The organism is Halomonas terrestris (genome assembly GCF_049166755.1).
In the GTDB taxonomy this organism is placed as follows: Bacteria; Pseudomonadota; Gammaproteobacteria; order Pseudomonadales; family Halomonadaceae; genus Halomonas.
The window spans coordinates 68,368-89,100 of the sequence record NZ_JBMHFZ010000014.1 but is presented as its reverse complement, the minus strand read 5'-3'; the positions used below and the strand labels follow the sequence as shown (position 1 = coordinate 89,100).

Here is a 20,733-nt window from a genome sequence, read left to right as displayed (position 1 = left end):
TCAGCGTCCTCCGTTGTCGATTCGCCGCGCGCCCACGCCGGTCGCCAGCCACCTGCCGCGTGCGTCGCCACGCTCCGAGCGAAGCGCCTTGCCGGTGTGACGAACAGCGCTCTGCACCAGGCCGAACAGACCCTTGGGAGCGACCAGAACCACGAGGATGAAGAGTGCGCCGATGAAGAAGGTCCAGCCGTCGACGAACATGTCGGACAGTCTGCCCTCCAGCAGGTTGACGATGATTCCCCCCAAGGCGGCGGCAACCAGCGACTCCCGGCCGCCCACCGCGCACCAGATCACGATGGCCAGGCTGAAGGCGACGCCCATGTAGGTGGGAGAGGCGAACTCGAGGACCAGGACGTAGAGCATGCCCGCCCAGCCCGCAATCGCCGCGGAGGTGCAGAACGCCAGGGTTTCGTAGCGAGCGACGTCGTAACCGAAGAAGCGCACCCGGCTTGCGTCCTCACGAATGGCCTTGAGGACCAGGCCCACCTTGCTGCGTACCAGGGCGAGTCCGATCGCCAGGGAAGCCATGAGGCAGACGGCCACCAGGTAGTAGAACTGGGTGCTGTAGTTGTCCACGCGCCAACCGAATAGCTGCAACGGCGCGAGCCCCGTCAGGCCGTTCTGGCCGCCGGTGTAGCGTTGTTCTTCGATGAACACCAGTTGGACCGCCACCAGGAACGCCAGCGTGATGATGGCAACGAACACGCCGGTGATACGTCCGCGGAACATGAACGCCGCCAGCAGCGCCGCCAGCGCGACAGGCACCGCGATGCCGGCGATCAGGGTGACCGGCAACGAGTGGAATGGCTGCCAGAACCAGGGCAATGCCTCGACGTTGGTCCAGCCCATGAAGTCCGGCAGGCCACCGGGCATGTGGGCGCTGGCCTGAAGTTTCAGGTGCATCGCCATGATGTAGGCGCCCAGGGAAAACGGCACGGCCTGGCCGAGATTGAGGATGCCCGCATAGCCCCAGGACAACGCCAGCGCCATCGCCACCATGCCCAGGGCGAGATAGCGCGCGTAGGTGTTGAGGGCGAAGCCATCGAAGCTCACGGCCCAGGGGATGACGACGAGCAGCAGAATCGCAAACAAGGCGTAGCCGATGCAGTCGGTCTTGAAGGTTCTGTTCATGGGTAGACTCCTCAACGGCGTACCTTGTCCGGGAACAGCCCCTGGGGCTTGAACCGAATCAGGAAGATGATGGCGAGCAGGACCGCGATACGACCGATGGTGTCGTTCATCAACATCGAGAACATGGCCGTTGCCTCGCCGACCAGGCCGGCGGCGGCAACCGTGCCCAGCAGGCTGCCGACGCCACCGACAATCACCACCAGGAAGGCATCGACGACCAGATAGGTGCCCATGGTGGGTGTGACGCTGACCAGGGGCGTGATCAGCGCGCCGGCCATACCAGCAAGACCCGCGCCATAGGCGAACGCCAGTGCATAGACCCGGTCCGCGCGGATGCCGTAGCACTCCGAGATTTCCTTGTTCTGGATCACCGCCCGTAGCTTGGTGCCGAATTCGCTGCGCTTTAACAAAAACCAGGTGGCGGCAACCACGGCAAGCGAGAAAAAGATCAGAAAAATTCGATAGTTGGACATGACCACGCCACCAAAGACGAGGTTACCGTCCAGAATTGAAGGCCGGGCCACGTAGCGGGACTCGGTGCCGATAACGGTCCTGACCACCTGCTGCAGAAGAATCGCCACTCCCCAGGTCGCCAGGATCGTGTCCAGAGGGCGGTGATACAGCCAACGCACGACGCCCCGCTCCACCAGCAGCCCCACCAGAGCGACCATCAGGAAGACGACAGGCAACGCCACAAGGATGCCCAGCCCCAGGTAGGTCTGCAGCAGCCAGGCACTATAGGCACCGAGCATGACGAACTCGCCATGTGCCAAGTTGATCACCCCCATGGCGCCGTAGATGATGGCCAGGCCGAGTGCCACCATGAGCAGGATCGATGCCATGCTGAGTCCGGCGAAGGCTTGATTCAAGAAAGCATCCATTGAGACACCTCTGATTCAGCTGGTGCACCCGGCAATACATATTGCCGGGTGCACCATTGTTTTGTTCACGACGTGACAAGACCTTCGCCAGTACACCCCTGCCCTTCATAAGCCCAGTAGGGTTCCGGGGAGATGCGCTCCTGCGACTGCATGACGATGTTCGCCTGACCGTTCCGTTGCCACTGGGCGACCTTGGGCCAGAGGTGCGTATGCAGGTTCTCGTCGATGAGGATCTCGCCTTGCGGCGCGATGATGGTTAGGCCAGCGGCAGCATTCCGAATGCTTTGTGGATTGATGTCACTGGGAGCGAGACGCTCAACCGCTGCCTTGAACTGATAAACCTGAAAGTAAGCAGCCTCGCTGACGAAATGAGTGACCTGATCGGCGCCATACTTGCGTTGATAGGCCTCGACGAAGCGCTGGTTTTCGGGTGATTCGTGACCCATGAAGTATGGAGCGGAGCTGAAGTGACCTGCAGCTGCTTCACCGCCCATCGCCTTAACCTCGACTTCAGAACGGGTCAGACTGGCCACTGGCAGCTGCGCCGGATCGAAGCCTGCGGCATGGAACTGCCGCTGGAAGGCTACATCGGAATCCCCTACCAGAGTGCAGAAGATGACATCAGGGGTGGTCTGGCGGATCCGGTTGATCACCGAGCTGAAATCGGAGTGCCCCATGGGGACGTACTCCTCGTGCACAGCCTCGCCGCCAATTTGGCCCAGGATCATCTTGCAGACATTATTTTCTTCCCTGGGGTAAACATAGTTATTGCCGATCAAGTAAAAACGGCCGCCGAAGTTTTCAGCCAGCCAAGGCACGAACTCCTGCTGCTGCTGGTTAGGCACTGCTCCGCCGTACATGACGTTACGTGAACACTCACGCCCCTCGTACAGGGTGGGATACCAGTAGAGATTATCCCTGCCCTCTACCACCGGCAGGACCGCCTGGCGACTCGCCGAAGTGTAGGAACCGAATACGCTGACGCAGTTGTCACGCAGGACCAGTCGGCGAGCACGATCGGCATAGGTCGCCGGATCCGAGGCTGGGTCTTCGATGTAGGGACGCAGGCGCATACCGTGTATGCCACCGTTGTCGTTGATCTCCTCAATCGCCATCAGTGCTGCGTCGTGCAATGTGCGTTCCACGACCGCAACGGCTCCAGTGAGCGAGAAGAGAATCCCGACAGGGATCTCGCCATTCGATGCCCAAGCACCCTTCCGTTGTGTCCAGATCCCGGGGAAACCGACCACGCCGGCCGCACCCGTCACAGCTACACCTTTCAAGAAATCACGTCTTTTCATTTGTTGTGTCTCCTTCACCTCTGTGCCCGCTACACCAGCCAGGCGCTTTTTTATTCTTGGAAAAACAAAAAAGCCCCTCAGCTGCGACTGATCATCGCTAACCAAGGGGCTTCTCTGCCTGTTGTAGGCCCTGTGACATTGTCGGCACCGGGCCTCACTTCACTCTAATAACAAAACCATCACTCTTGCAAGTATATTTTTTGTCTCACACCTAACAAAACAACTGGACGAAGCATGTCATCCCGCTTAATCAAGCAGGCACGGTTTTATATTCAACAGGCAATACCAAACCAGCCTCCGCTGTTCGCCATCACTTGCTTACAAGCTTAAAGCGGCTCCGTTGCCGCCCGCTCTGCGCGAAGAGATTCGCGACCAAGCAAAACGTGAACAAGCGCGAAACAGAAGCGCAGTGCACCTGGAAACTATATGTCTTTGTTTTGAGTTATCATGACCATGTGTGATTCTCGCCGGGTTTAACCTACGAATCGACTTTTCCAAAGCCGGTAGATTTTTCATCGTCCTCGTTATTTTCGTAGATGATCCTTTTTGTGCTTATGTTTCCGAGTATGCCATCGGCATTGATAATTGCCTGGGCAATTTCGGCGGTGGTCGTTCGCTTGGCCATCGCCTGCGACCGAATGGTCTTGTATGCCTCCTCTTCCGTTATCTGGTGCAGCCGCATGAGAATGAACTTGGCTTGGCTGACCTTCTGGATGTTCTGCACCTTGTCCTTCAACTGGGCTATCTGTTTATCGACCGCACGAAACTCCTGCCATATCCGACGTGCCATGACGATGCTGCTCAATACGCCGTATGGGCGAAGGGGCTTGGTCACCACTGCATCAACTTTAAGATCAAGCAGGTTTTGCAACACTGAAGGGTTCTCGTAGCCGGCCACCCCGATCAGCGTAGGCCGGCCCGGGGTTTCACTGCCAAACAGGGTATCAAGCCCTTTCGGCGTGGTTTCCTTGACCTCCACAAAAACTACATCCACGCCCGCTGGCAGCCGACCTGGTAGTGGCCAACTTGCCTCGGCCCTGCAGCCGATGCGTCTGATCTGCTGCAGTAACTCTTCGGCGTGAGTATCCTGAGGATGCAGTACCAGCACCCTCAGGGCACGCACGTCACGGATGATGTTGCTCGTTGCCATCGAGTCTCCCGGTTAGTTGCCCAAACCCTGCTTCAGTGGCATGAGCCTGAAGTTCCAGTCGTTGAGCGCTGGCACCACCAGGTAGGGATCAGGCTTGATCGGACGTCTGACCTCCAGCTCAACGGCGAATTCCCCTTGCTCATCCAGCTTCGCGATTCGTGAATGCAGGTAGGTATGGTTATTATCAGGATCGATCTTCACTCGTCCCTGCGGGGCGTCGAACTCGGCTTCGCGCAGGGCCTCACGCAAATGATCGGTATCCATGCAGCCGGTCAAGCGTAGCGCATTGGCGAAAAGGTGCATCTGGAAGTAGGCCGCTTCACAGCAGCTAGTTACTGTATCGACGGTCCCGAAGCGCTTGTAGTAGCGCTCGAGAAAGCGGCTATTGGCCTCAGATTTGATGTTCCGGAAATAAGGCGCGGCAGTGATGTGACCAGCCGCTGCCTCTGCCCCCATCTCCGCCACCTCGGCCTCATTGGTGGTGAGACTTGCAATGGGAGCATGCTTGTTCCCATTGGTCGCTTTCAGATAAGCGCGATAGAAGTTCACCGTGCCAGTACCGACCACAGTGGAAAAGATAGCGTCGGGAGCCAGGGACGCGATCTCATCCAGCACGTTGGAAAAATCATCTTCTCCAGCTTCCAGCGAGACATAGCGCTCGCCCACGACTTCTCCGCCTCCCTGACGCAGGATATTGCGCATGACACGATTGGACTCTCGGGGGTAGATATAATCCGAGCCGACGAAGTAGAAACGGCTCCCGTAGTTTTCCAGGAGGTAGCTTGCCAAGGGGACGCTGTTCTGATTGGGAACGGCACCGCTGTAAATGACATTGGATGAATACTCGAACCCTTCATACAGGGTCGGATAGAAGAAAAGTGCATTGCGCCGCTCGATGATGGGCAGCACTTCTTTCCGGGTCGAAGACATATAACAGCCGAAAATGACATTGACGCCATCTTCCGCGAGGAGACGCTCTGCCAGCTCTCCATAGCGACTTACCACTGACGCGGGATCGTAGCAGATCGGCTCGATTCGACGTCCATGAATTCCGCCGGATTCATTGATCTCCTCAATCGCCAGCAGCGCGCCGTTGAACTGGGAATTCTCGATGACTGAAGTCACTCCAGTCCGAGAGAAGAGGATTCCCACGACCCATGCGTCGGCGGAACGCAATCGTCCCATGATTAACCGTGCCTCCAAAAAAAAAGGCCCCTGCCTCCGGCTCATCAAGCGAGCCGCTGGTCAGGGAGCCTCTGTGCTCCTGTGATAGTGGACTCATCAGCGAGTCCATGGGCGAAAATCACGGACTTAAATCGAAGCGCCTCCGCCCTTTGACTTCATGTTTAGCCTTAAGTCTCCGGCTTGTCAACACCACGGCACCGCGACACGCTTCAGCACCATCGGTTTCCCCATTTCTCGGGTTCGCCGTGCCTCACCAGGAAACGGTGCCTTTATCTTCTGGAAGAAGGAGTCGGCGCCCCGTTAGGTGTATGAGCCGTGCCGTTACGGAAAGCGGATTCACGCCGACAACAGGGGGCGCCTCCCCCATGGTCGAGAAGCTCCTGGAGCTCTGGCCGTTCCCAGGCTTGTTCCCAAAACCGCTCCCAAGCACCAAAAACGAAGAAGGCGAATCAACGTAAGTGTTGATTCGCCTTCATAATCTCGTGGCGGAGGGGGAGGGATTCGAACCCTCGAAGCCTTTCGACTTACACACTTTCCAGGCGTGCTCCTTCGACCACTCGGACACCCCTCCGCATTGTGGTTCTCGATTCGAAATGACCGCTCGGCACTGTGCGTGGCGTCGCCGTCTTCTCCTCTAGAACGGCGCATATGCTAACGGCTTAAGTGCGCGATTGCAAGCCGGTTTTTCGTCACGCGCCGGGCAGCACGGCATAGTCGCCGCTGGCTTCGAGACAGAGGGTGTCGTCGCACCAGAGCTGCTGCAGCAGGGTGATGCGCCCCTTGCCACGGCCGGTGAGCCCTTCGGCCAGCTTGACGGAGCCATCCTCGCGCTCGGGCATGCAGACCATCCGATAGTCGCCGGTGACCGGGGCCAGAAAGCGCTGGCTTGCCTCGGCCACCACCACGTCACGGGCCATGCTGTGCCGGCGCAGCCAGAGGGTCGTCCAGCACCAGCCCAGCAGCGTGGCCTGGGCGGCGAGTGCCCCACCGAAGCCGGTGCCCTTGTCGTTGAGGCTGGGGGCCAGGTCCAGCTCCCAGATCAACTTCTCCTCGTCGCGCCGCATCTCGCGGATACCCAGGTGCTCGACCAGCGGGATGGCCTCGCCGAGCCATTCCAGGAACAGTGCGGGGTTGTCCTCGCGCCCGGGAGCCGGCAGCGGCAGGCGGGGGTGGGAAATACCGATCTCACGCATCTTCAGTTCCTCGTTCAGGTCCAGCGCTCGACGAAATCGTCGATCGCATGCTCTGCCACAGGCTTGTGCCGCCCGGCGAGATGCCCCAGGTAGACGAAGGCCACCACCTCGTCATCCTCGTCCAGCCCCAGGCCCTTGCGCACGGTGGGGTCGAAGGCGTACTTGCCGCTGCGCCACATGGCGCCGAGCCCCTGGGCATGGGCCGCCAGCAGGATGCCGTGAGCGGCGCAGCCGGCGGAGATCACCTGTTCGATCTTCGGCACCTTGGGATTATCGGGAGTGACCCTGGCGATCACGGCGATGATCATGGGGGCACGCAGCGGTTTCTTGCGTGCGGCATCCAGGGCCGAGTCCTCGCTGTGTGGATTCTCGCGGAATTCGGCTTCCGCGAACAGCTCGCCAAGTCGCGAGAGCCCCTCCCCGGAGAACTCGATGAAGCGCCAGGGACGCAGTTCCTTGTGGTCGGGGGCACGCAGCGCCGCTCGGTAGATGGCCTCGAGCTGTTCCGGGCCGGGAGGCGGGCCCGTCAGCTTGCCCATGGAGCTGCGTTCGTGCAGCAACGTCATCGCGTCCATGTCGCTCTCCTTTGAGGTGTTGTCGGCACTTTACCCCAGCAGCCCGCGGACTTGACACCGCCCTGCTGCAAAATCCCGGCACTCGTGCCACGACCGGTCGGGCGCGGCGGGCCCGTGGCGCTACTGTCGCGCCAGGCGCAGCGGTGCCGGGGGGTGTTCACCGGGGGTGCCGCGCCAGGGGCTGATATCGAGACCGCCACGCCGGACATAGCGTGCCAGCACCAGCAGTCGCTCGGGCCGGGCCCGGGTCATCAGGTCGGTGAAGATGTGCTCGACGCAGTGTTCGTGGAAGTCCTGATGCTGACGATAGCCGATCAGGTAGCGCAGCAATCCCTCGCGGTCGAGCCTGGGCCCGCGATAGCGGATCAACACGCTGCCCCAGTCGGGCTGGCCGGTGACCGGGCAGTTGGACTTGAGCAGGTGGGAATGGAGCGTCTCCTCGACGATCTCGTCACCCACCCGCAGGTGCTCGGGGCTGGGCGTGTAGTCGCTGACCTCGATGTCCAGGTCGTCCAGGCACTCACCGGGCAGCCGGCGCGGGGCGAGTGCCGCGTCGTCCACGTCGAGCAGCTCGACGGCGACGGGTGCCCCGGCGGCTGCCGCCAGGTCGCGTTCCAGCACCTCGATCACCCGCTCACGGCTCTCGAAACGGGTCTGGTTGAAGCCGTTGAGATAGAGCTTCCAGGACTTGGACTCGATCAGGTTGGGCGAATCCGCCGGCAGGCGGAACCTCGCCACGGCCACCAGCGGCTTGCCGCGGGTATTGAGCCAGGAGACCTCGAAGGCATGCCACTCATCCTCGCCGACGAAGGGCAGCGCGCCCTCCTCGATGCCCAGCGGCACGCGGTTGGCGGCGCGGGCAATGGGATAGAGCAGTCCGGCATCGTAGTGTTCCGGATAGGCGGACTCGCGCCCCAGGGGGGCATGCTCGAGGGTGTCGGGACGGTGATGGCTCATGAGCGGATCCCCTTGCCATGCTCCAGCATCCACAGGGCGATGGTGAACAGCACGGCGATGAAGGCGAGGATGGCGGCCAGCGCCCAGCCCACCGGGATGTCGGAGACGCCGAGGAAGCCGTAGCGGAAGACGTTGACCATGTAGAGGATGGGGTTGAGCATCGACACGCCCTGCCAGAGGGCCGGCAGCAGCGAGATCGAGTAGAAGACCCCGCCCAGGTAGGTCAGCGGCGTGAGGATGAAGGTAGGCACGATGGAGATGTCGTCGAACTTCTTGCCCAGCAGCGCGTTGATGAAGCCGCCGATGGAGAACAGCGCCGAGGTGAGCACCACCACGCCGATGGTCAGCAGGGGATGCGCCACGCTGATGCGGGTGAAGAACAGCGAGACGACGGTGACGATCAGGCCGACGCCCAGGCCGCGAGCCATGCCGCCCAGCACGAAGCCGAGCAGGATTACCCAGTTGGGCATCGGCGAGACCATCATCTCCTCGATGGAGCGCTGGAACTTGTTGGAGAAGAAGGACGATGCCACGTTGGAGTAGCTGTTGGTGATCACCGCCATCATGATCAGCCCGGGGACGATGAAGTCCATGTAGCTGAAGCCGTCCATCTGGCCGATGCGCGAGCCGATCAGGTTGCCGAAGATGATGAAGTACATGGTCATGGTGATCGAGGGCGGCAGCAGGGTCTGCGGCCAGATCCGCGTGAAACGCTTGATCTCCTTGTGCACCAGGGTCCAGAGGGCGATGGCGATCTGGGTGGGGGTCATGTGCGCGCCTCCGCTGCCTCGGCAGTGGCCCTGTCGCTGTTGCCCTGCTCCACCATGGAGACGAACATCTCCTCGAGCCGGTTGGCACGGTTACGCATGGAAACCACCTGGATGCCCTGCTCGCCCAGGGCGGTGAAGATGTCGTTCATGCGCTGGCCACGGTGCACCACCACCGCCAGCTGGGCGTTGTCCACCTGCCGGACCTCGAAGCCCTCGATCACCGGCACCTCCGTCACCGGGTGTGCCAGGTCGAGCAGGAAGGTCTCGGTATCCAGCTCGGCCAGCAGCTCGCGCACGCTGGTGTTCCGGATGATCTCGCCATGGTTGATGATCGCCACGTTGCGACAGAGGCTCTCGGCCTCCTCGAGGTAGTGGGTGGTGAGGATGATGGTGGTGCCCTCCTCGCGGTTGATGCGGCGCATGTACTCCCACATGCTGCGGCGCAGTTCGATGTCGACGCCGGCGGTGGGCTCGTCGAGGATCAACAGCCTCGGCCGGTGCATCAGGGCCCGGGCGATCATCAGCCGGCGCTTCATGCCGCCGGAGAGCATGCGCGCGCTGCCGTTGCGCTTGTCCCACAGCCCCAGGTCGCGCAGCAACTGCTCGGCCCGCGGCAGGGCCTCGCGCCGGGGCATGCCGTAGTAGCCGGCCTGGGCCAGCACGATGTCGATGACCTTCTCGAACTGGTTGAAGTTGAACTCCTGGGGGACCACGCCCAGATGGTACTTGGCGCGAGCAAAGTCGCGGTCGATGTCGATACCGAAGATCGATACCCGGCCCTCGGACTTCTGCACCAGCGAGCAGACCACCCCCAGGGTGGTGGACTTGCCGGCGCCATTGGGCCCCAGCAGGGCGAAGAAGTCGCCCTCGGCGACGTCGAGGTCGATGCCCTTGAGGGCCTGGAAGCCATTGGCGTAGACCTTGGTCAGGCCACGAATGGACAGTGCCGGTTCGGCCATGAGCGATCCCGTCGGTTGAGCAATATCATCGAAAGAGCCCCATGACATTGGGGTGGAGGCGGAAACTTCAAGGTTCGCCCTCCCAGCCCGGCAGGTGGAACTCCTCCTGGAGATGGCGAAGTTCCGGCTGGTGCAGGGCGGCGACGCGCTCCACCAGGCGCGCCCCCTTCTCGAGCAGATGCACCTCCATGCGCCGGCGGTCCGCCCGGCCGGGGCGGCGCTCGACCAGTCCCGCCTCCTCGCAGCGGCCGACCAGCGCCACGGTGCCGTGGTGCTTGGCCTGCAGCCGTTCGGCCAGCTCCCCCACCGTGGCCCACTCACTCCTCGCGAACCCCCTGAGATGCAGCAGCAACTGGTACTGCAACGAGGTGAGCCCATGTTCGCGACAGATATCCTCACTATGGCGCTGGAAGCAGCGAAGCCGATAGCGGAAATGGGAAAGCCGCTCGAAATCCTGCTTGGTCAGGACATCGGGGCACGGGTCACCAGAACTGGACATGGCGGCCTCCTTGACAGATACGAGTACGGGAACTAGTAAATATCATAACATGATATAAATGATCACAGGCCACGAATGGCATGCCACGGGAGGTACCCCATGAATGTCTCCACCATCCTCGGCCTGCCCTTCTCCAGGGTCGCCGGCTGGAAGCAGCTCCAGCAGAGGCCACTATCGACTCCCGCCCTCGCCTGGCTGATCGTGGTGCCCATGTCCCTGCTGCCGCCACTGATGCTCTACTACGCCGGCACCCACTACGGCGACGACTTCGCCCCGGGCTTTGCCGATCGCCCCTGGCGGCATATCACCACCATCCTGTTCCTGGCGGAACTGCTGACCTTCTTCGTCATGGGCTGGCTGATTCATTCGGTCGTCAACGCCCAGGCCGAGATGTCGATCAACTATCACGATGCCTACCTGATTGCGGCCCTGGCCCCGCTGCCACTGTGGTCGTCCGCCCTGGTGCTGGCCATTCCCAGCCTGCTGCTCAATGCGCTGGCCGTACTGGTGGCGCTGGGCATCTCGTGCAGCCTGATCTACCACGGGCTGCAGGCCCTGTGTCAGCGGCGGGACAACGACGTGGCAGCGATGTCGGCGACCTATACCATCATGGCAGCCGGCGTTCTCGCCTGGGGGCTGCTGATGGCGATCGTCTGGGCATACTGAGAGGAAGGCGGATACCGGGGGGGGGAGGCGCGACTGGAGCGGGAAACGAGATTCGAACTCGCGACCCTCGCCTTGGCAAGGCGATGCTCTACCACTGAGCTATTCCCGCTTGTCTGGTGCCGCAAATGCGAGCGAAGTGGCGTCCCATAGGGGGTTCGAACCCCTGTTCCCGCCGTGAAAGGGCGGTGTCCTGGGCCACTAGACGAATGGGACACATTGGAGCGGGAAACGAGATCGATGGGGCTGCCATCAGCCGGGCTGGCGCACCAGCTCGCGACCCTCTCTTTCCTACCCCTCCACCGTAGTGGAAGTACCGAAACTGGGTGGGATAACGTGATTCGATCGGACCGGCGCACCGGCTCGCGACCCTCGTTCTCCTACCCCTCCACCGTAGTGGAAGTACCGAAACTGGAGCGGGAAACGAGATTCGAACTCGCGACCCTCGCCTTGGCAAGGCGATGCTCTACCACTGAGCTATTCCCGCACTCCGGCACCTTGATGAGTCGAGTGGCGTCCCATAGGGGGTTCGAACCCCTGTTCCCGCCGTGAAAGGGCGGTGTCCTGGACCACTAGACGAATGGGACGCATGTCTCGGCTCGTCGAGGTGGCGCGTATGTTACTGAGGCGCCATAAAGCTGTCAAGCATGCTGCCGGGCACGTTGACCCGGCGTGACGAGCGACGGAAATCCCCTGGCATGACAGGGGGTGGATGGTGCCACAATGAAGGCATCGGCCCGATGGCCGATGACGCCCCTGACCAGACCAGGAGAGACGCCATGCGAAGGAAGATCGAGAGAAGCGACACCGAGTGGCGCGAGCAGTTGACCCCTGAGCAGTATCACGTGACCCGCGAGAAAGGCACCGAGCGTCCCTTCAGTGGCGACCATCGGGTCAGTGACGAGCACGGCATCTATCACTGCGTATGCTGCAATGCCCCGCTGTTCGAGAACGAGCACAAGTTCGATGCCGGCTGTGGCTGGCCCAGCTTCGACCGCCCGCTGGTATCCAGCTGCATCGCGGAACAGCCGGACACCTCCCACGGCATGCAGCGCACCGAGGTCACCTGCGCCCGCTGCGATGCCCACCTGGGCCATGTCTTCCCGGACGGCCCACCCGACACTACCGGCCTGCGCTACTGCATCAACTCGGTGGCCATCCAGTTTCATGCCGGCGAGTAGTCGAGCGCCCCGGAGCTGAAACGGGCGACCGTCTGGTATGATGGTCGCCTTTTTCATTCAGGCTCGCAGGAGAGGCTCGATGCTCGGCTGGTACCCGGGACACATGAACAAGGCGCGCCGCCAGATCACGGAGGCGCTACCGGAGATCGACGTGGTGATCGAGGTGCTCGACGCCCGACTCCCCTACTCCAGCGCCAACCCCATGCTCGCCGAGCTGACCCGGCACAAGCCGGTGCTCAAGATCCTCTCGCGGGCCGACCTGGCCGACCCGGAGCGCACCCAGGAGTGGGTTGCCCACTTCGACGCCCAGCCGGACATGCGCGCCCTGGCCGTGACCACCACCAATGCCCGGGAGCTGAAGCGCATCCCCAGGCTGTGCCACGAGCTGGCCGGCCAGGTGCGCGCCGATCGCGACGTACGGGTGATGGTCATGGGCATCCCCAACGTGGGCAAGTCGACCCTGATCAACGGCCTGGCCGGGCGCACCATCGCCAAGACCGGCAACGAGCCCGCGGTGACCAAGCGCCAGCAGAAGGTGCGCATCGGCGGACGCGTGGCGCTGACCGACACCCCCGGGGTGCTGTGGCCCAAGATCGAGGACCAGGCCAGCGCCTACCGCCTGGCCGCCAGCGGCGCCATCCGCGACACAGCCATCGACTATGTCGACGTGGCGGTGGTCACCGCCGCCGAGCTGGCCCGTCGCTACCCCGAGGCGCTCAAGGCGCGCTACAAGCTCAAGGCGCTGCCGGCCTATGCGCCGAACCCCGAGGCGGAGCGCGTCGAGGCCGACGGCCCGGCGCGGGTCGACCTGCTGGCCCGGTCCGGCTTCGACGGCCACGCGATACTCGCCGAGATCGCCGGCAAGCGCGGTGGCCTGCGCCCGGGCGGCGAGGTCGACCTGCACCGCGGGTCCGAGGTGCTGCTTCACGAACTGCGCGACGGCAAGCTCGGCCGCCTGACCCTGGAGACCCCGGCGGACATTCCCGAGCCCGAGCCGACCGTGGCCGATGAGGATGGCCCCCGACCCGGCGACCCCGCATAATCACACGCACGTATCCGCAAACGCCTGCCTGGACACTGGAACACATGGACACCACCCCGATCCGGAAATCGCACAAGCTCCACAACGTCTGCTACGACATCCGCGGCCCGGTGCTCGAACACGCCAAGCGCCTGGAAGAGGAAGGCCAGCGCATCCTCAAGCTGAACATCGGCAACCCGGCGCCGTTCGGCTTCGAGGCGCCCGAGGAGATCCTCCAGGACGTGATGCGCAACCTGCCCACCGCCCAGGGCTACTGCGACTCCAAGGGGCTCTACTCGGCGCGCAAGGCGATCATGCAGGAGTGCCAGCGCAAGGACATACCCAACGTCGGCATCGAGGACATCTACATCGGCAACGGCGTGTCGGAGCTGATCGTGATGGCCATGCAGGCGCTGCTCAACGACGGCGACGAGGTGCTGATCCCCGCGCCCGACTACCCGCTGTGGACCGCCGCCGCCAACCTCTCCGGCGGCCATGCCGTCCACTACCTGTGCGACGAGCAGGCCGACTGGGCGCCGGACCTGGACGATATCCGCGCCAAGGTGACCGGCCATACTCGCGCCATCGTGATCATCAACCCCAACAACCCCACCGGGGCCGTCTACCCGCCGGAGGTGGTCCGGGAACTCCTCGACATCGCCCGCGAGCACGACCTGGTGGTGTTCTCCGACGAGATCTACGACAAGATCCTCTACGACGGCGTCGAGCACGTCTCCACCGGGGCGCTGGCTTCCGAGGACCAGCTGGTGGTGACCATGAACGGGCTCTCCAAGAGCTACCGCTGTGCCGGCTTCCGCTCCGGCTGGATGATCCTCTCGGGCCAGATCGCCAAGCAGCGTGCCGACGACTTCATCCAGGGCCTGACCATGCTGGCCTCGATGCGCCTGTGCGCCAACGTGCCGGCCCAGCACGCCATCCAGACCGCACTCGGCGGCTACCAGTCGATCAACGACCTGATCCTGCCCGGCGGGCGCCTGCTCGCCCAACGCGACATCACCTTCGACAAGCTCAACGCCATCCCCGGGGTCTCCTGCGTCAAGCCGAAGGGCGCGCTCTACGCCTTTCCGAAGCTGGACCCGAAGGTCTTCAACATCCAGGACGACCAGCAGCTGGTGCTCGACCTGCTGCTGCAGGAGAAGATCCTGCTGGTCCAGGGCACCGCCTTCAACTGGCCGGACCCCGACCACGTGCGCATCGTCACCCTGCCCTGGGCCGATCAGCTCGAGGACGCCCTGGACCGCTTCGCCCGCTTCCTGTCGCGCTATCGCCAATGATCCGGCGGCCGTGAACCGCGCCATTGCGTCGCAGCGGCCATGATCTGCCGACCGCTTGAAACCCGGCCGCTCAGGCCGTATCTAAGCAACAGCTTCTACAGGCCGCCCGAGGGGCGGCCCACCCCATACCGATGACCACTGGAGAACCCGCAACATGATGAGAATCCTGCTCTTCCTGGGCACCAACCTGGCGGTGATCATCGTCGCCAGCATCACCCTGCGACTGCTGGGGGTCGAGGGCTACCTGCGCGGCCAGGGCATGAACTTCAATGCCCTGCTGATCTTCTGCTTCGTGTTCGGCATGGCCGGGTCGATGATCTCGCTGTTCATCTCCAAGTGGATGGCCAAGCGCGGCACCGGCACCGTGGTGATCGAACAGCCGTCCAATGCCACCGAGAAGTGGCTGCTCGATACCGTCGAGGAGCTCGCCCGCGACGCCGGCATCAAGACCCCCGAGGTGGGGATCTTCCCGGCCCAGCAGTCCAACGCCTTCGCCACCGGCTGGAACAAGGACGACGCCCTGGTGGCGGTCTCCGCCGGCCTGCTCAATCGCATGCGCCCGGAGGAGGTGCGCGCGGTGCTGGCCCACGAGATCGGCCACGTGGCCAACGGCGACATGGTGACCCTGGCGCTGATCCAGGGCGTGGTGAACACCTTCGTGATGTTCTTCGCCCGGGTGGTGGCCCACCTGGTCGACCAGTTCCTCAGGAGCCGCAGCGACGGCGCCGGGGGCCTGGGCTTCATGGGCTACTTCGCGGTGGTGATCGTCGCCGAGATCGTGTTCGGCATCATCGCCTCGGCGATCGTCGCCTGGTTCTCGCGCTTCCGCGAGTACCGTGCCGATGCCGCCGGCGCCCAGCTCGCCGGCTCCGGGGCCATGATCAACGCCCTGGCCCGGCTCAAGGCCGAGACCGAGATGCCCGACCAGATGCCGGACACCCTGCGCGCCATGGCCATCACCAAGGGCCAGACCCGCTCGCTGATGGAGCGCCTGTTCGCCAGCCACCCCCCGCTGGACGATCGCATCCGCGCCCTGAAGGAGGCCGCCTACCGGCAGTGATGCCCACTCCCCAACGCAAGCGGGCCCGCCAATGGCGGGCCCGCTTGCGTTGGTGCATCGGGTGAAGCGAAATCAGCCCCGACTCACTCGGAAACCCGCCCCGGCCAGCAGTGTCCCCGGTTCGGCCCCTTCTGCGCCAAGCACCACCTCCAGGGTGGCGAACTCGCGGCGCAGGGGGTAACCGGCCCGGCAGGCATCGAATCCCTTCGCCATGCCCTGGCGGCGTGATTCCCGCAGCAGGCTATCGTGGTCACGGCGAACATCGTAGACCGTGCGGGCACAGAGTCGCAGCGTCTCCTCGCGCTCGAGTCCGCCCTGCAGCACCAGTCGCGACACGGGGGGCGGCGGCAGCAGGTCGGCGAGGCCCACTCGCGTCGGCAGGCCGAGATGCCGGGACAGCGCCCGATAGACCTGATGGGTCCCGCGCAGCTTGCCGTCGAGGCTGTAGCCGGCGACATGGGGGGTGGCGATCGCCGCCAGGTCGTGCAGGGCGGCGTCGATGCCGGGCTCGTTCTCCCAGACATCGAGTACCGCGGTGATATCACCCTGCCCCGCCAGCCGCTGACGCAGCGCCTGGCCGTCGATGCAGTCGCCCCGTCCGGCGTTGAGCAATACCGTGCCCGGCGCCAGCTCGGCGATCCGCTCGGCATCGAGCAGGTGGTGGGTGGCATGGGGGCCCTCGGCGACCAGGGGAGTGTGCAGGCAGACCACATCGCACTCGCCGATCAGCGTCGCCAGGTCGACGAAGCCCTGCGGCCCTTCCCGTTCCGCACGGGGCGGGTCACAGGCCAGGCAGTCGATCCCCAGCCCCTGGAGCCGGCCGAGCAGGCGGCCGCCGACGTTACCCGCCCCGACGACGCCGACACGCCGCTCGGCCAGCTGCCAGCCCTGGCGCTCCGCGAGGGTCAGCAGGCTGCCGAGCACGTAGTCGACCACCGCCTCGGCATTGCAGCCGGGGGCACTGGCGAAGGCGATGCCCCTGGCCTCCAGCGCGGACCGGTCGACATGGTCGGTGCCGATGGTGCAGGTGCCCACGAAACGCAGCCGCGAAGCCTCTGCCAGCAGCGCCTCGTCGACCCGGGTGATGGAGCGCACCACCAGGGCATCGACGTCGTGCAGGGCGGCGGCATCGATCTCGCGCCCCGGCAGGCGGACCACCTCGCCCAGCGTCCCGAGACTGGCATCCGCGGCGGGCACGTTGGCATCGACAAGAATCTTCATGACGGCTTGTTCGGCTCCGGCAAGGAATTACAATACGCCACACCATACCACTCTGCCGCCATGCCCGGCACAGAGCACTGCGGGAGCTTCGATGATCGTTCGCTGGGAAACCGACCATGACTATGTGCTGGTACATGTCCATCAGGACATGTTCGGTGACTGGATCTTCAGCCGTGCCTGGGGGCAGATCGGCACCCAGTTCGGGGGGCTCAAGCACCGCCTGGCCGATGACCACGCCCAGGCGATGATGTGGCTCGGCGACGAGGCCACCATCCAGGCCTCACGGGGCTTTCGCAAGGTGCTGGAAGTGGAGGCCGAGTCCGCCGAGGGACGCGACGCCATCAGCCAGCTGTCGCTGCTGGATACGCCGTGAAGCCGTAAGACGAGACGTTGCCACCCACCTGGCCAGTGGCGATGGTGTTCTCCTACAGCTTCAAGCTTGGGGCTTCAGGCTCCCGGCGCAGCCGGGTCACCCCAGGTAACGCCTTCCGCCGCGCATCACCGCCCCCTTCGCCTCGCCGGGCCCAGTGCCTCCATCGAGCTGCCGCTGCAGGGCCTGCCAGGCGGCGTCATCCAGCCAGCCCCTCTCGGCCAGCCACGCGGCCAGCCGCGGCGCCTCGAAGCCGCGGTCGAGCTCCTCGCCGACCTCGTCCACCAGCACCGGGATGCGCACCCCGTAGCGCTCGACCAGGGTATCGTCCTCGCTGATCTCGACCCGCTCGAGACGGTACTCGCATGAGCACAGCGTCACCAGCAGCGCCTCCAGCTGCGTGCAGAGATGGCAGCCCAGGGTGGTATAGAGCCTCAACCGGATCATGACGCCTCCCGGTGGCGAATCAGCGTCGCCCGTGGTGACCAGTCAGCGGCATCGATGGAGCCTGTGGGGTCTGACCCCGTGCCCCACAGGCGTCGGCAGCCTGGACACGCCACGCCAACCTCGAAATCCCGGGGGTCAGACCCCACAGGCGTGACCTTGACGCAAGATCCCGACTCGCGATCGCCTGTCATGACGCCTCCCGATGACGGATCAGGAAGACATGATGCAGACCGGGGCGTCTCTGGAAGTCCGGGTCGAAGGTGCGCTTCGAGATGTCCTTCACCTCGTAGTGTTCGGCGAGGTCGGCATCGAGCTGGAAGCGCCGCTGGTTGTTGGAGAACACCAGGGTGCCGTCCGGGGCCAGGCGTGCCATGGCCAGGCGCACCAGGCGGCCGTGATCACGCTGAACGTCCAGGGTGGCCTCCATCTTCTTGGAGTTGGAGAAGGTCGGCGGATCCAGAAAGATCAGGTCGAACTGCCCCCGGGCCGTCTCCAGCCAGCGCAGGCAATCGTCGCGCACCACCCGGTGGCGACCCGGGTCGAGGCCATTGAGGGTGAAGTTGTCCCGCGCCCACTCCAGATAGGTATTGGAGAGGTCGACGCTGACGCTGTCGCTCGCGCCTCCTGCTTCCCCGGTGCCGAGTGCCGCCTGGACCGTGGCGGTACCCGTGTAGCAGAAGAGGTTGAGGAAGCGCTTGCCGGGTGCCATCTCGCCCAGCATCCGCCGCACCGGGCGATGGTCGAGAAACAGGCCGGTATCGAGATAATCGCGGAGGTTGACCCACAGCCGCGCCCGCCCCTCGCGCACCTCGAAGCGCTCGCCGCTGGCCGCCTGTTTCTGGTACTGCCCCTTGCCGCTCTGGCGCTCGCGGCGCTTGACCACCACATCCGCCGGGGCCACCCCGAGCACTTCGGGGATCACCGTGAGGGCATCGAACAGCCGCTTCTGGGCCTGGTCGGCGTCGATGGTCTTCGGTGGCGCATACTCCTGGACATGCACCCGGTGACCATAGACGTCGATGGCCAGGGCGTACTCGGGCATGTCGGCGTCATACAGCCGGTAGCAGCTCTCGCCGGATTGCTTGAGCCACTTCTTCAGCCGCTTGCGGTTCTTCTCCAGGCGATTGGCGAACATCTCCGCCCCCTTCGAGAGCCGGGGTTGCGGGGCCGGCTCCGCCCCGGCCTGCGCGTCGTCGGCCGCGGGAATCGCCAGCAGCAGCAGGCGGGCATCCAGCGGGCCATTCTTCAGCGAGTACTGCTTGTAGGCGCGAAGGCCGGTGCGGTGGCACAGGTCCGGGTTGGCAGTGAACACCGCCAGCCGCCAGCCGGGAAAGGCTTCCCGTATCCGCTCACCGAGCAGGCCATAGAGGCTGACCAGTTCCGGCAGCTCGCCCAGCCGCTCGCCATAGGGCGGGTTGGTGATCACCAGGCCATGGGGCTCGGCGGGCAGGCCCTCGGGGCGTGCCAGCTCGGCCAGCGAGGCACCGCGGAAATCGATCAGCGCGGGAATCCCGGCGCGCATGGCATTGGCACGAGCCGCGGCCAGTGCCGGGGGACTCTCGTCGAAGCCGAACAGGCGCGAGCGACAGCGCTTTCGCCCGATGCTGGCCCGGGCCTCGGCCTCGCGCTTCAGCTCGCGCCAGGTCGCCTCGTCGTGGCCCGCCCAGCCGTGGAAGCCGAAACGCTCCCGCGCCAGGTTGGGTGCCATGTCGGCCGCCATCATGGCCGCCTCGATCGCCAGGGTGCCGGCACCACAGAGCGGGTCGACCAGCGGCGCCCCCTGCCGGGCCAGCTCCGGCCAGCCGGCCCGCACCAGCAGCGCCGCGGCCAGGTTCTCCTTGAGCGGCGCGTGCCCCACGTCGCGGCGATAGCCCCGGCGGTGCAGGCTGTCGCCCGAGAAGTCCACCCCCAGGGTCAGCCGGCCGCGATGCAGGCTGGCATGGAGGCGCAGGTCGGGATGTCGCAGTTCGACATCGGGCCGCGGCCGGCCCTCGGCCAGGAGTCGCTCCACTACGCCATCCTTGACGGTCTGGGCACCGAAGCGGGTATGGCGGATCGCCTCGGAACGGCCGTGAAAATCCACCGCCAGGGTCCCGCCGGGCCCCAGATGATCCCGCCAGTCCACCGCAGCGACGGCCTGGCGCAGTTGCTCCGGCGTCTCGATGCCCTCCTCGCGCACCAGGCAGAGCACCACCCGGTTGGCCAGGCGCGACCAGAGGCAGATGCGGTAGGCCTCCGCGACGCTGGCCCGGAAGTGCACCCCGGCCACCGTGGTCTTGCCCGGGTCGGCACCGAGCCCGGCGAGCTCGTCCGCGAGCAGGAGTTCGATGCCCTTCGGGCAGGTGGCAATGAATGCCAGCGAATCAGTCGCTTGTGTCTCAGTCATGAAAGGTCCATCGGGCCCTCGAGGGGGCGGATCGCGGCCATGTCGACCGGGTGAACGGGATGTTACAAATCAACGGTCGACAACGTCGACCCCGTTGCGCTATCAATGAGTCAGTAGCTACTGAATAACGCATGCGTTTGCTGTCAACGGGTCCCATCCGTCGCACAGCCGGCTCACTTCGGCCGGTTGGTTGGCAGGATAGCCCGGGGATCGAAACGGGTCAGTCGTCCCTGCGTGACGGTCGGCCCACTCCGGTACCTTTTCAAGAGGTAGTCCAATGAAACGACAGAAACGTGATCGCTTCCAGCGCGCCTATATTCATGGCTACAAGGCAGGTATCTCAGGTCGTTCCCGTGATGATTGTCCGAGCCAGGACATCAATCTTCGCGAATACTGGATGAGCGGTTGGCGTGAAGGTCGTGGGGATCATTGGTCCGGCATGACAGGTGTCTCCGGCATACACAAGAACCCCATGGTGATGTGAACCC

Annotated in this window: 21 protein-coding genes and 5 tRNA genes; 7 read left to right on the top strand and 19 right to left on the bottom strand. The window is 64.1% G+C overall.

What is annotated here, in order from left to right:
• The 12 genes from urtC to ACOMD9_RS13895 all read right to left on the bottom strand — a co-directional run bounded on the left by urtC (position 1) and on the right by ACOMD9_RS13895 (position 10,601).
• Complete coding sequence (gene urtC, locus ACOMD9_RS13950) at positions 1 to 1,131, bottom strand: urea ABC transporter permease subunit UrtC (protein ID WP_421415943.1); 1,131 nt, start codon at positions 1,129 to 1,131, stop codon at positions 1 to 3.
• 11 nt (positions 1,132 to 1,142) lie between these two features.
• A complete protein-coding gene (gene urtB, locus ACOMD9_RS13945) occupies positions 1,143 to 2,012 on the bottom strand; it encodes an urea ABC transporter permease subunit UrtB (RefSeq protein ID WP_421415940.1) in 870 nt (289 codons plus the stop codon).
• A 65-nt stretch (positions 2,013 to 2,077) separates the two neighbouring features.
• Entirely contained in the window at positions 2,078 to 3,313 is a 1,236-nt protein-coding gene (locus tag ACOMD9_RS13940; protein ID WP_421415938.1) for a transporter substrate-binding protein, read from the bottom strand.
• 478 nt (positions 3,314 to 3,791) lie between these two features.
• On the bottom strand, positions 3,792 to 4,463 hold the full coding sequence (locus ACOMD9_RS13935; RefSeq protein ID WP_421415935.1) for an ANTAR domain-containing response regulator: 672 nt from the start codon (positions 4,461 to 4,463) through the stop codon (positions 3,792 to 3,794).
• A gap of 12 nt (positions 4,464 to 4,475) precedes the next feature.
• Positions 4,476 to 5,648, bottom strand: a complete 1,173-nt coding sequence (locus ACOMD9_RS13930; protein WP_421415933.1) for a transporter substrate-binding domain-containing protein — start codon at positions 5,646 to 5,648, stop codon at positions 4,476 to 4,478.
• Between the two features lie 483 nt (positions 5,649 to 6,131).
• Positions 6,132 to 6,219: transfer RNA gene (locus ACOMD9_RS13925), tRNA-Ser, on the bottom strand.
• Positions 6,220 to 6,337: 118 nt separating this feature from the next.
• Complete coding sequence (locus ACOMD9_RS13920; RefSeq protein ID WP_421415930.1) at positions 6,338 to 6,841, bottom strand: YiiD C-terminal domain-containing protein; 504 nt, start codon at positions 6,839 to 6,841, stop codon at positions 6,338 to 6,340.
• Between the two features lie 14 nt (positions 6,842 to 6,855).
• Positions 6,856 to 7,416, bottom strand: a complete 561-nt coding sequence (locus ACOMD9_RS13915) for a nitroreductase family protein (protein ID WP_421415928.1) — start codon at positions 7,414 to 7,416, stop codon at positions 6,856 to 6,858.
• Between the two features lie 120 nt (positions 7,417 to 7,536).
• Positions 7,537 to 8,373, bottom strand: a complete 837-nt coding sequence (gene queF, locus ACOMD9_RS13910) for an NADPH-dependent 7-cyano-7-deazaguanine reductase QueF (RefSeq protein ID WP_421415925.1) — start codon at positions 8,371 to 8,373, stop codon at positions 7,537 to 7,539.
• Positions 8,370 to 9,143 carry an ABC transporter permease gene (locus ACOMD9_RS13905; RefSeq protein WP_421415923.1) on the bottom strand — a complete coding sequence of 258 codons (774 nt, stop codon included), beginning with the start codon at positions 9,141 to 9,143 and terminating at the stop codon, positions 8,370 to 8,372. Before ACOMD9_RS13905 ends, queF begins: the two co-directional genes overlap by 4 nt.
• Positions 9,140 to 10,102: an ABC transporter ATP-binding protein gene (locus ACOMD9_RS13900; protein WP_421415920.1), complete on the bottom strand. Its 963-nt coding sequence runs from the start codon at positions 10,100 to 10,102 to the stop codon at positions 9,140 to 9,142. Before ACOMD9_RS13900 ends, ACOMD9_RS13905 begins: the two co-directional genes overlap by 4 nt.
• Before the next feature lie 67 nt (positions 10,103 to 10,169).
• Entirely contained in the window at positions 10,170 to 10,601 is a 432-nt protein-coding gene (locus ACOMD9_RS13895; protein WP_421415917.1) for a MarR family winged helix-turn-helix transcriptional regulator, read from the bottom strand.
• Positions 10,602 to 10,700: 99 nt separating this feature from the next.
• Between ACOMD9_RS13895 and ACOMD9_RS13890 the strand changes: the two genes are divergently transcribed.
• Entirely contained in the window at positions 10,701 to 11,267 is a 567-nt protein-coding gene (locus ACOMD9_RS13890) for a YIP1 family protein (protein WP_421415916.1), read from the top strand.
• A gap of 34 nt (positions 11,268 to 11,301) precedes the next feature.
• On the opposite strand, the gene ACOMD9_RS13885 is transcribed toward ACOMD9_RS13890, so the two are convergent.
• The 4 genes from ACOMD9_RS13885 to ACOMD9_RS13870 all read right to left on the bottom strand — a co-directional run bounded on the left by ACOMD9_RS13885 (position 11,302) and on the right by ACOMD9_RS13870 (position 11,851).
• Positions 11,302 to 11,376, bottom strand: a tRNA-Gly gene (locus ACOMD9_RS13885).
• Between the two features lie 28 nt (positions 11,377 to 11,404).
• Positions 11,405 to 11,480, bottom strand: a tRNA-Glu gene (locus ACOMD9_RS13880).
• Between the two features lie 196 nt (positions 11,481 to 11,676).
• A tRNA-Gly gene (locus ACOMD9_RS13875) sits at positions 11,677 to 11,751 on the bottom strand.
• A gap of 24 nt (positions 11,752 to 11,775) precedes the next feature.
• A tRNA-Glu gene (locus ACOMD9_RS13870) sits at positions 11,776 to 11,851 on the bottom strand.
• Between the two features lie 192 nt (positions 11,852 to 12,043).
• Between ACOMD9_RS13870 and msrB the strand changes: the two genes are divergently transcribed.
• The 4 genes from msrB (at position 12,044) to htpX (ending at position 15,821) form a co-directional block, all read left to right on the top strand.
• Positions 12,044 to 12,445 carry a peptide-methionine (R)-S-oxide reductase MsrB gene (msrB, locus tag ACOMD9_RS13865; RefSeq protein WP_421415913.1) on the top strand — a complete coding sequence of 134 codons (402 nt, stop codon included), beginning with the start codon at positions 12,044 to 12,046 and terminating at the stop codon, positions 12,443 to 12,445.
• Positions 12,446 to 12,524: 79 nt separating this feature from the next.
• Positions 12,525 to 13,487 carry a ribosome biogenesis GTPase YlqF gene (gene ylqF / locus ACOMD9_RS13860; protein WP_421415911.1) on the top strand — a complete coding sequence of 321 codons (963 nt, stop codon included), beginning with the start codon at positions 12,525 to 12,527 and terminating at the stop codon, positions 13,485 to 13,487.
• Between the two features lie 44 nt (positions 13,488 to 13,531).
• Positions 13,532 to 14,761: a pyridoxal phosphate-dependent aminotransferase gene (locus ACOMD9_RS13855; protein ID WP_421415909.1), complete on the top strand. Its 1,230-nt coding sequence runs from the start codon at positions 13,532 to 13,534 to the stop codon at positions 14,759 to 14,761.
• Between the two features lie 154 nt (positions 14,762 to 14,915).
• Positions 14,916 to 15,821, top strand: coding sequence for a protease HtpX (gene htpX, locus ACOMD9_RS13850; protein ID WP_421415907.1), 906 nt, complete (start codon positions 14,916 to 14,918; stop codon positions 15,819 to 15,821).
• Positions 15,822 to 15,893: 72 nt separating this feature from the next.
• Here htpX and pdxB read toward each other — a convergent pair whose 3' ends face one another.
• Positions 15,894 to 17,042 carry a 4-phosphoerythronate dehydrogenase PdxB gene (gene pdxB, locus ACOMD9_RS13845; protein ID WP_421415904.1) on the bottom strand — a complete coding sequence of 383 codons (1,149 nt, stop codon included), beginning with the start codon at positions 17,040 to 17,042 and terminating at the stop codon, positions 15,894 to 15,896.
• 91 nt (positions 17,043 to 17,133) lie between these two features.
• On the opposite strand from pdxB, the gene ACOMD9_RS13840 reads away from it, so the two are divergent.
• On the top strand, positions 17,134 to 17,415 hold the full coding sequence (locus ACOMD9_RS13840; protein WP_421415901.1) for a hypothetical protein: 282 nt from the start codon (positions 17,134 to 17,136) through the stop codon (positions 17,413 to 17,415).
• A gap of 96 nt (positions 17,416 to 17,511) precedes the next feature.
• Here ACOMD9_RS13840 and ACOMD9_RS13835 read toward each other — a convergent pair whose 3' ends face one another.
• Positions 17,512 to 17,859, bottom strand: a complete 348-nt coding sequence (locus ACOMD9_RS13835) for a glutaredoxin family protein (protein ID WP_421415899.1) — start codon at positions 17,857 to 17,859, stop codon at positions 17,512 to 17,514.
• A gap of 187 nt (positions 17,860 to 18,046) precedes the next feature.
• Entirely contained in the window at positions 18,047 to 20,245 is a 2,199-nt protein-coding gene (gene rlmKL, locus ACOMD9_RS13830; protein WP_421415896.1) for a bifunctional 23S rRNA (guanine(2069)-N(7))-methyltransferase RlmK/23S rRNA (guanine(2445)-N(2))-methyltransferase RlmL, read from the bottom strand.
• 277 nt (positions 20,246 to 20,522) lie between these two features.
• On the opposite strand from rlmKL, the gene rmf reads away from it, so the two are divergent.
• The gene (gene rmf, locus ACOMD9_RS13825; RefSeq protein WP_110283657.1) at positions 20,523 to 20,729 is read left to right on the top strand and encodes a ribosome modulation factor; all 207 of its coding nucleotides are present in this window, start codon (positions 20,523 to 20,525) and stop codon (positions 20,727 to 20,729) included.
• Positions 20,730 to 20,733 lie beyond the last annotated feature (4 nt).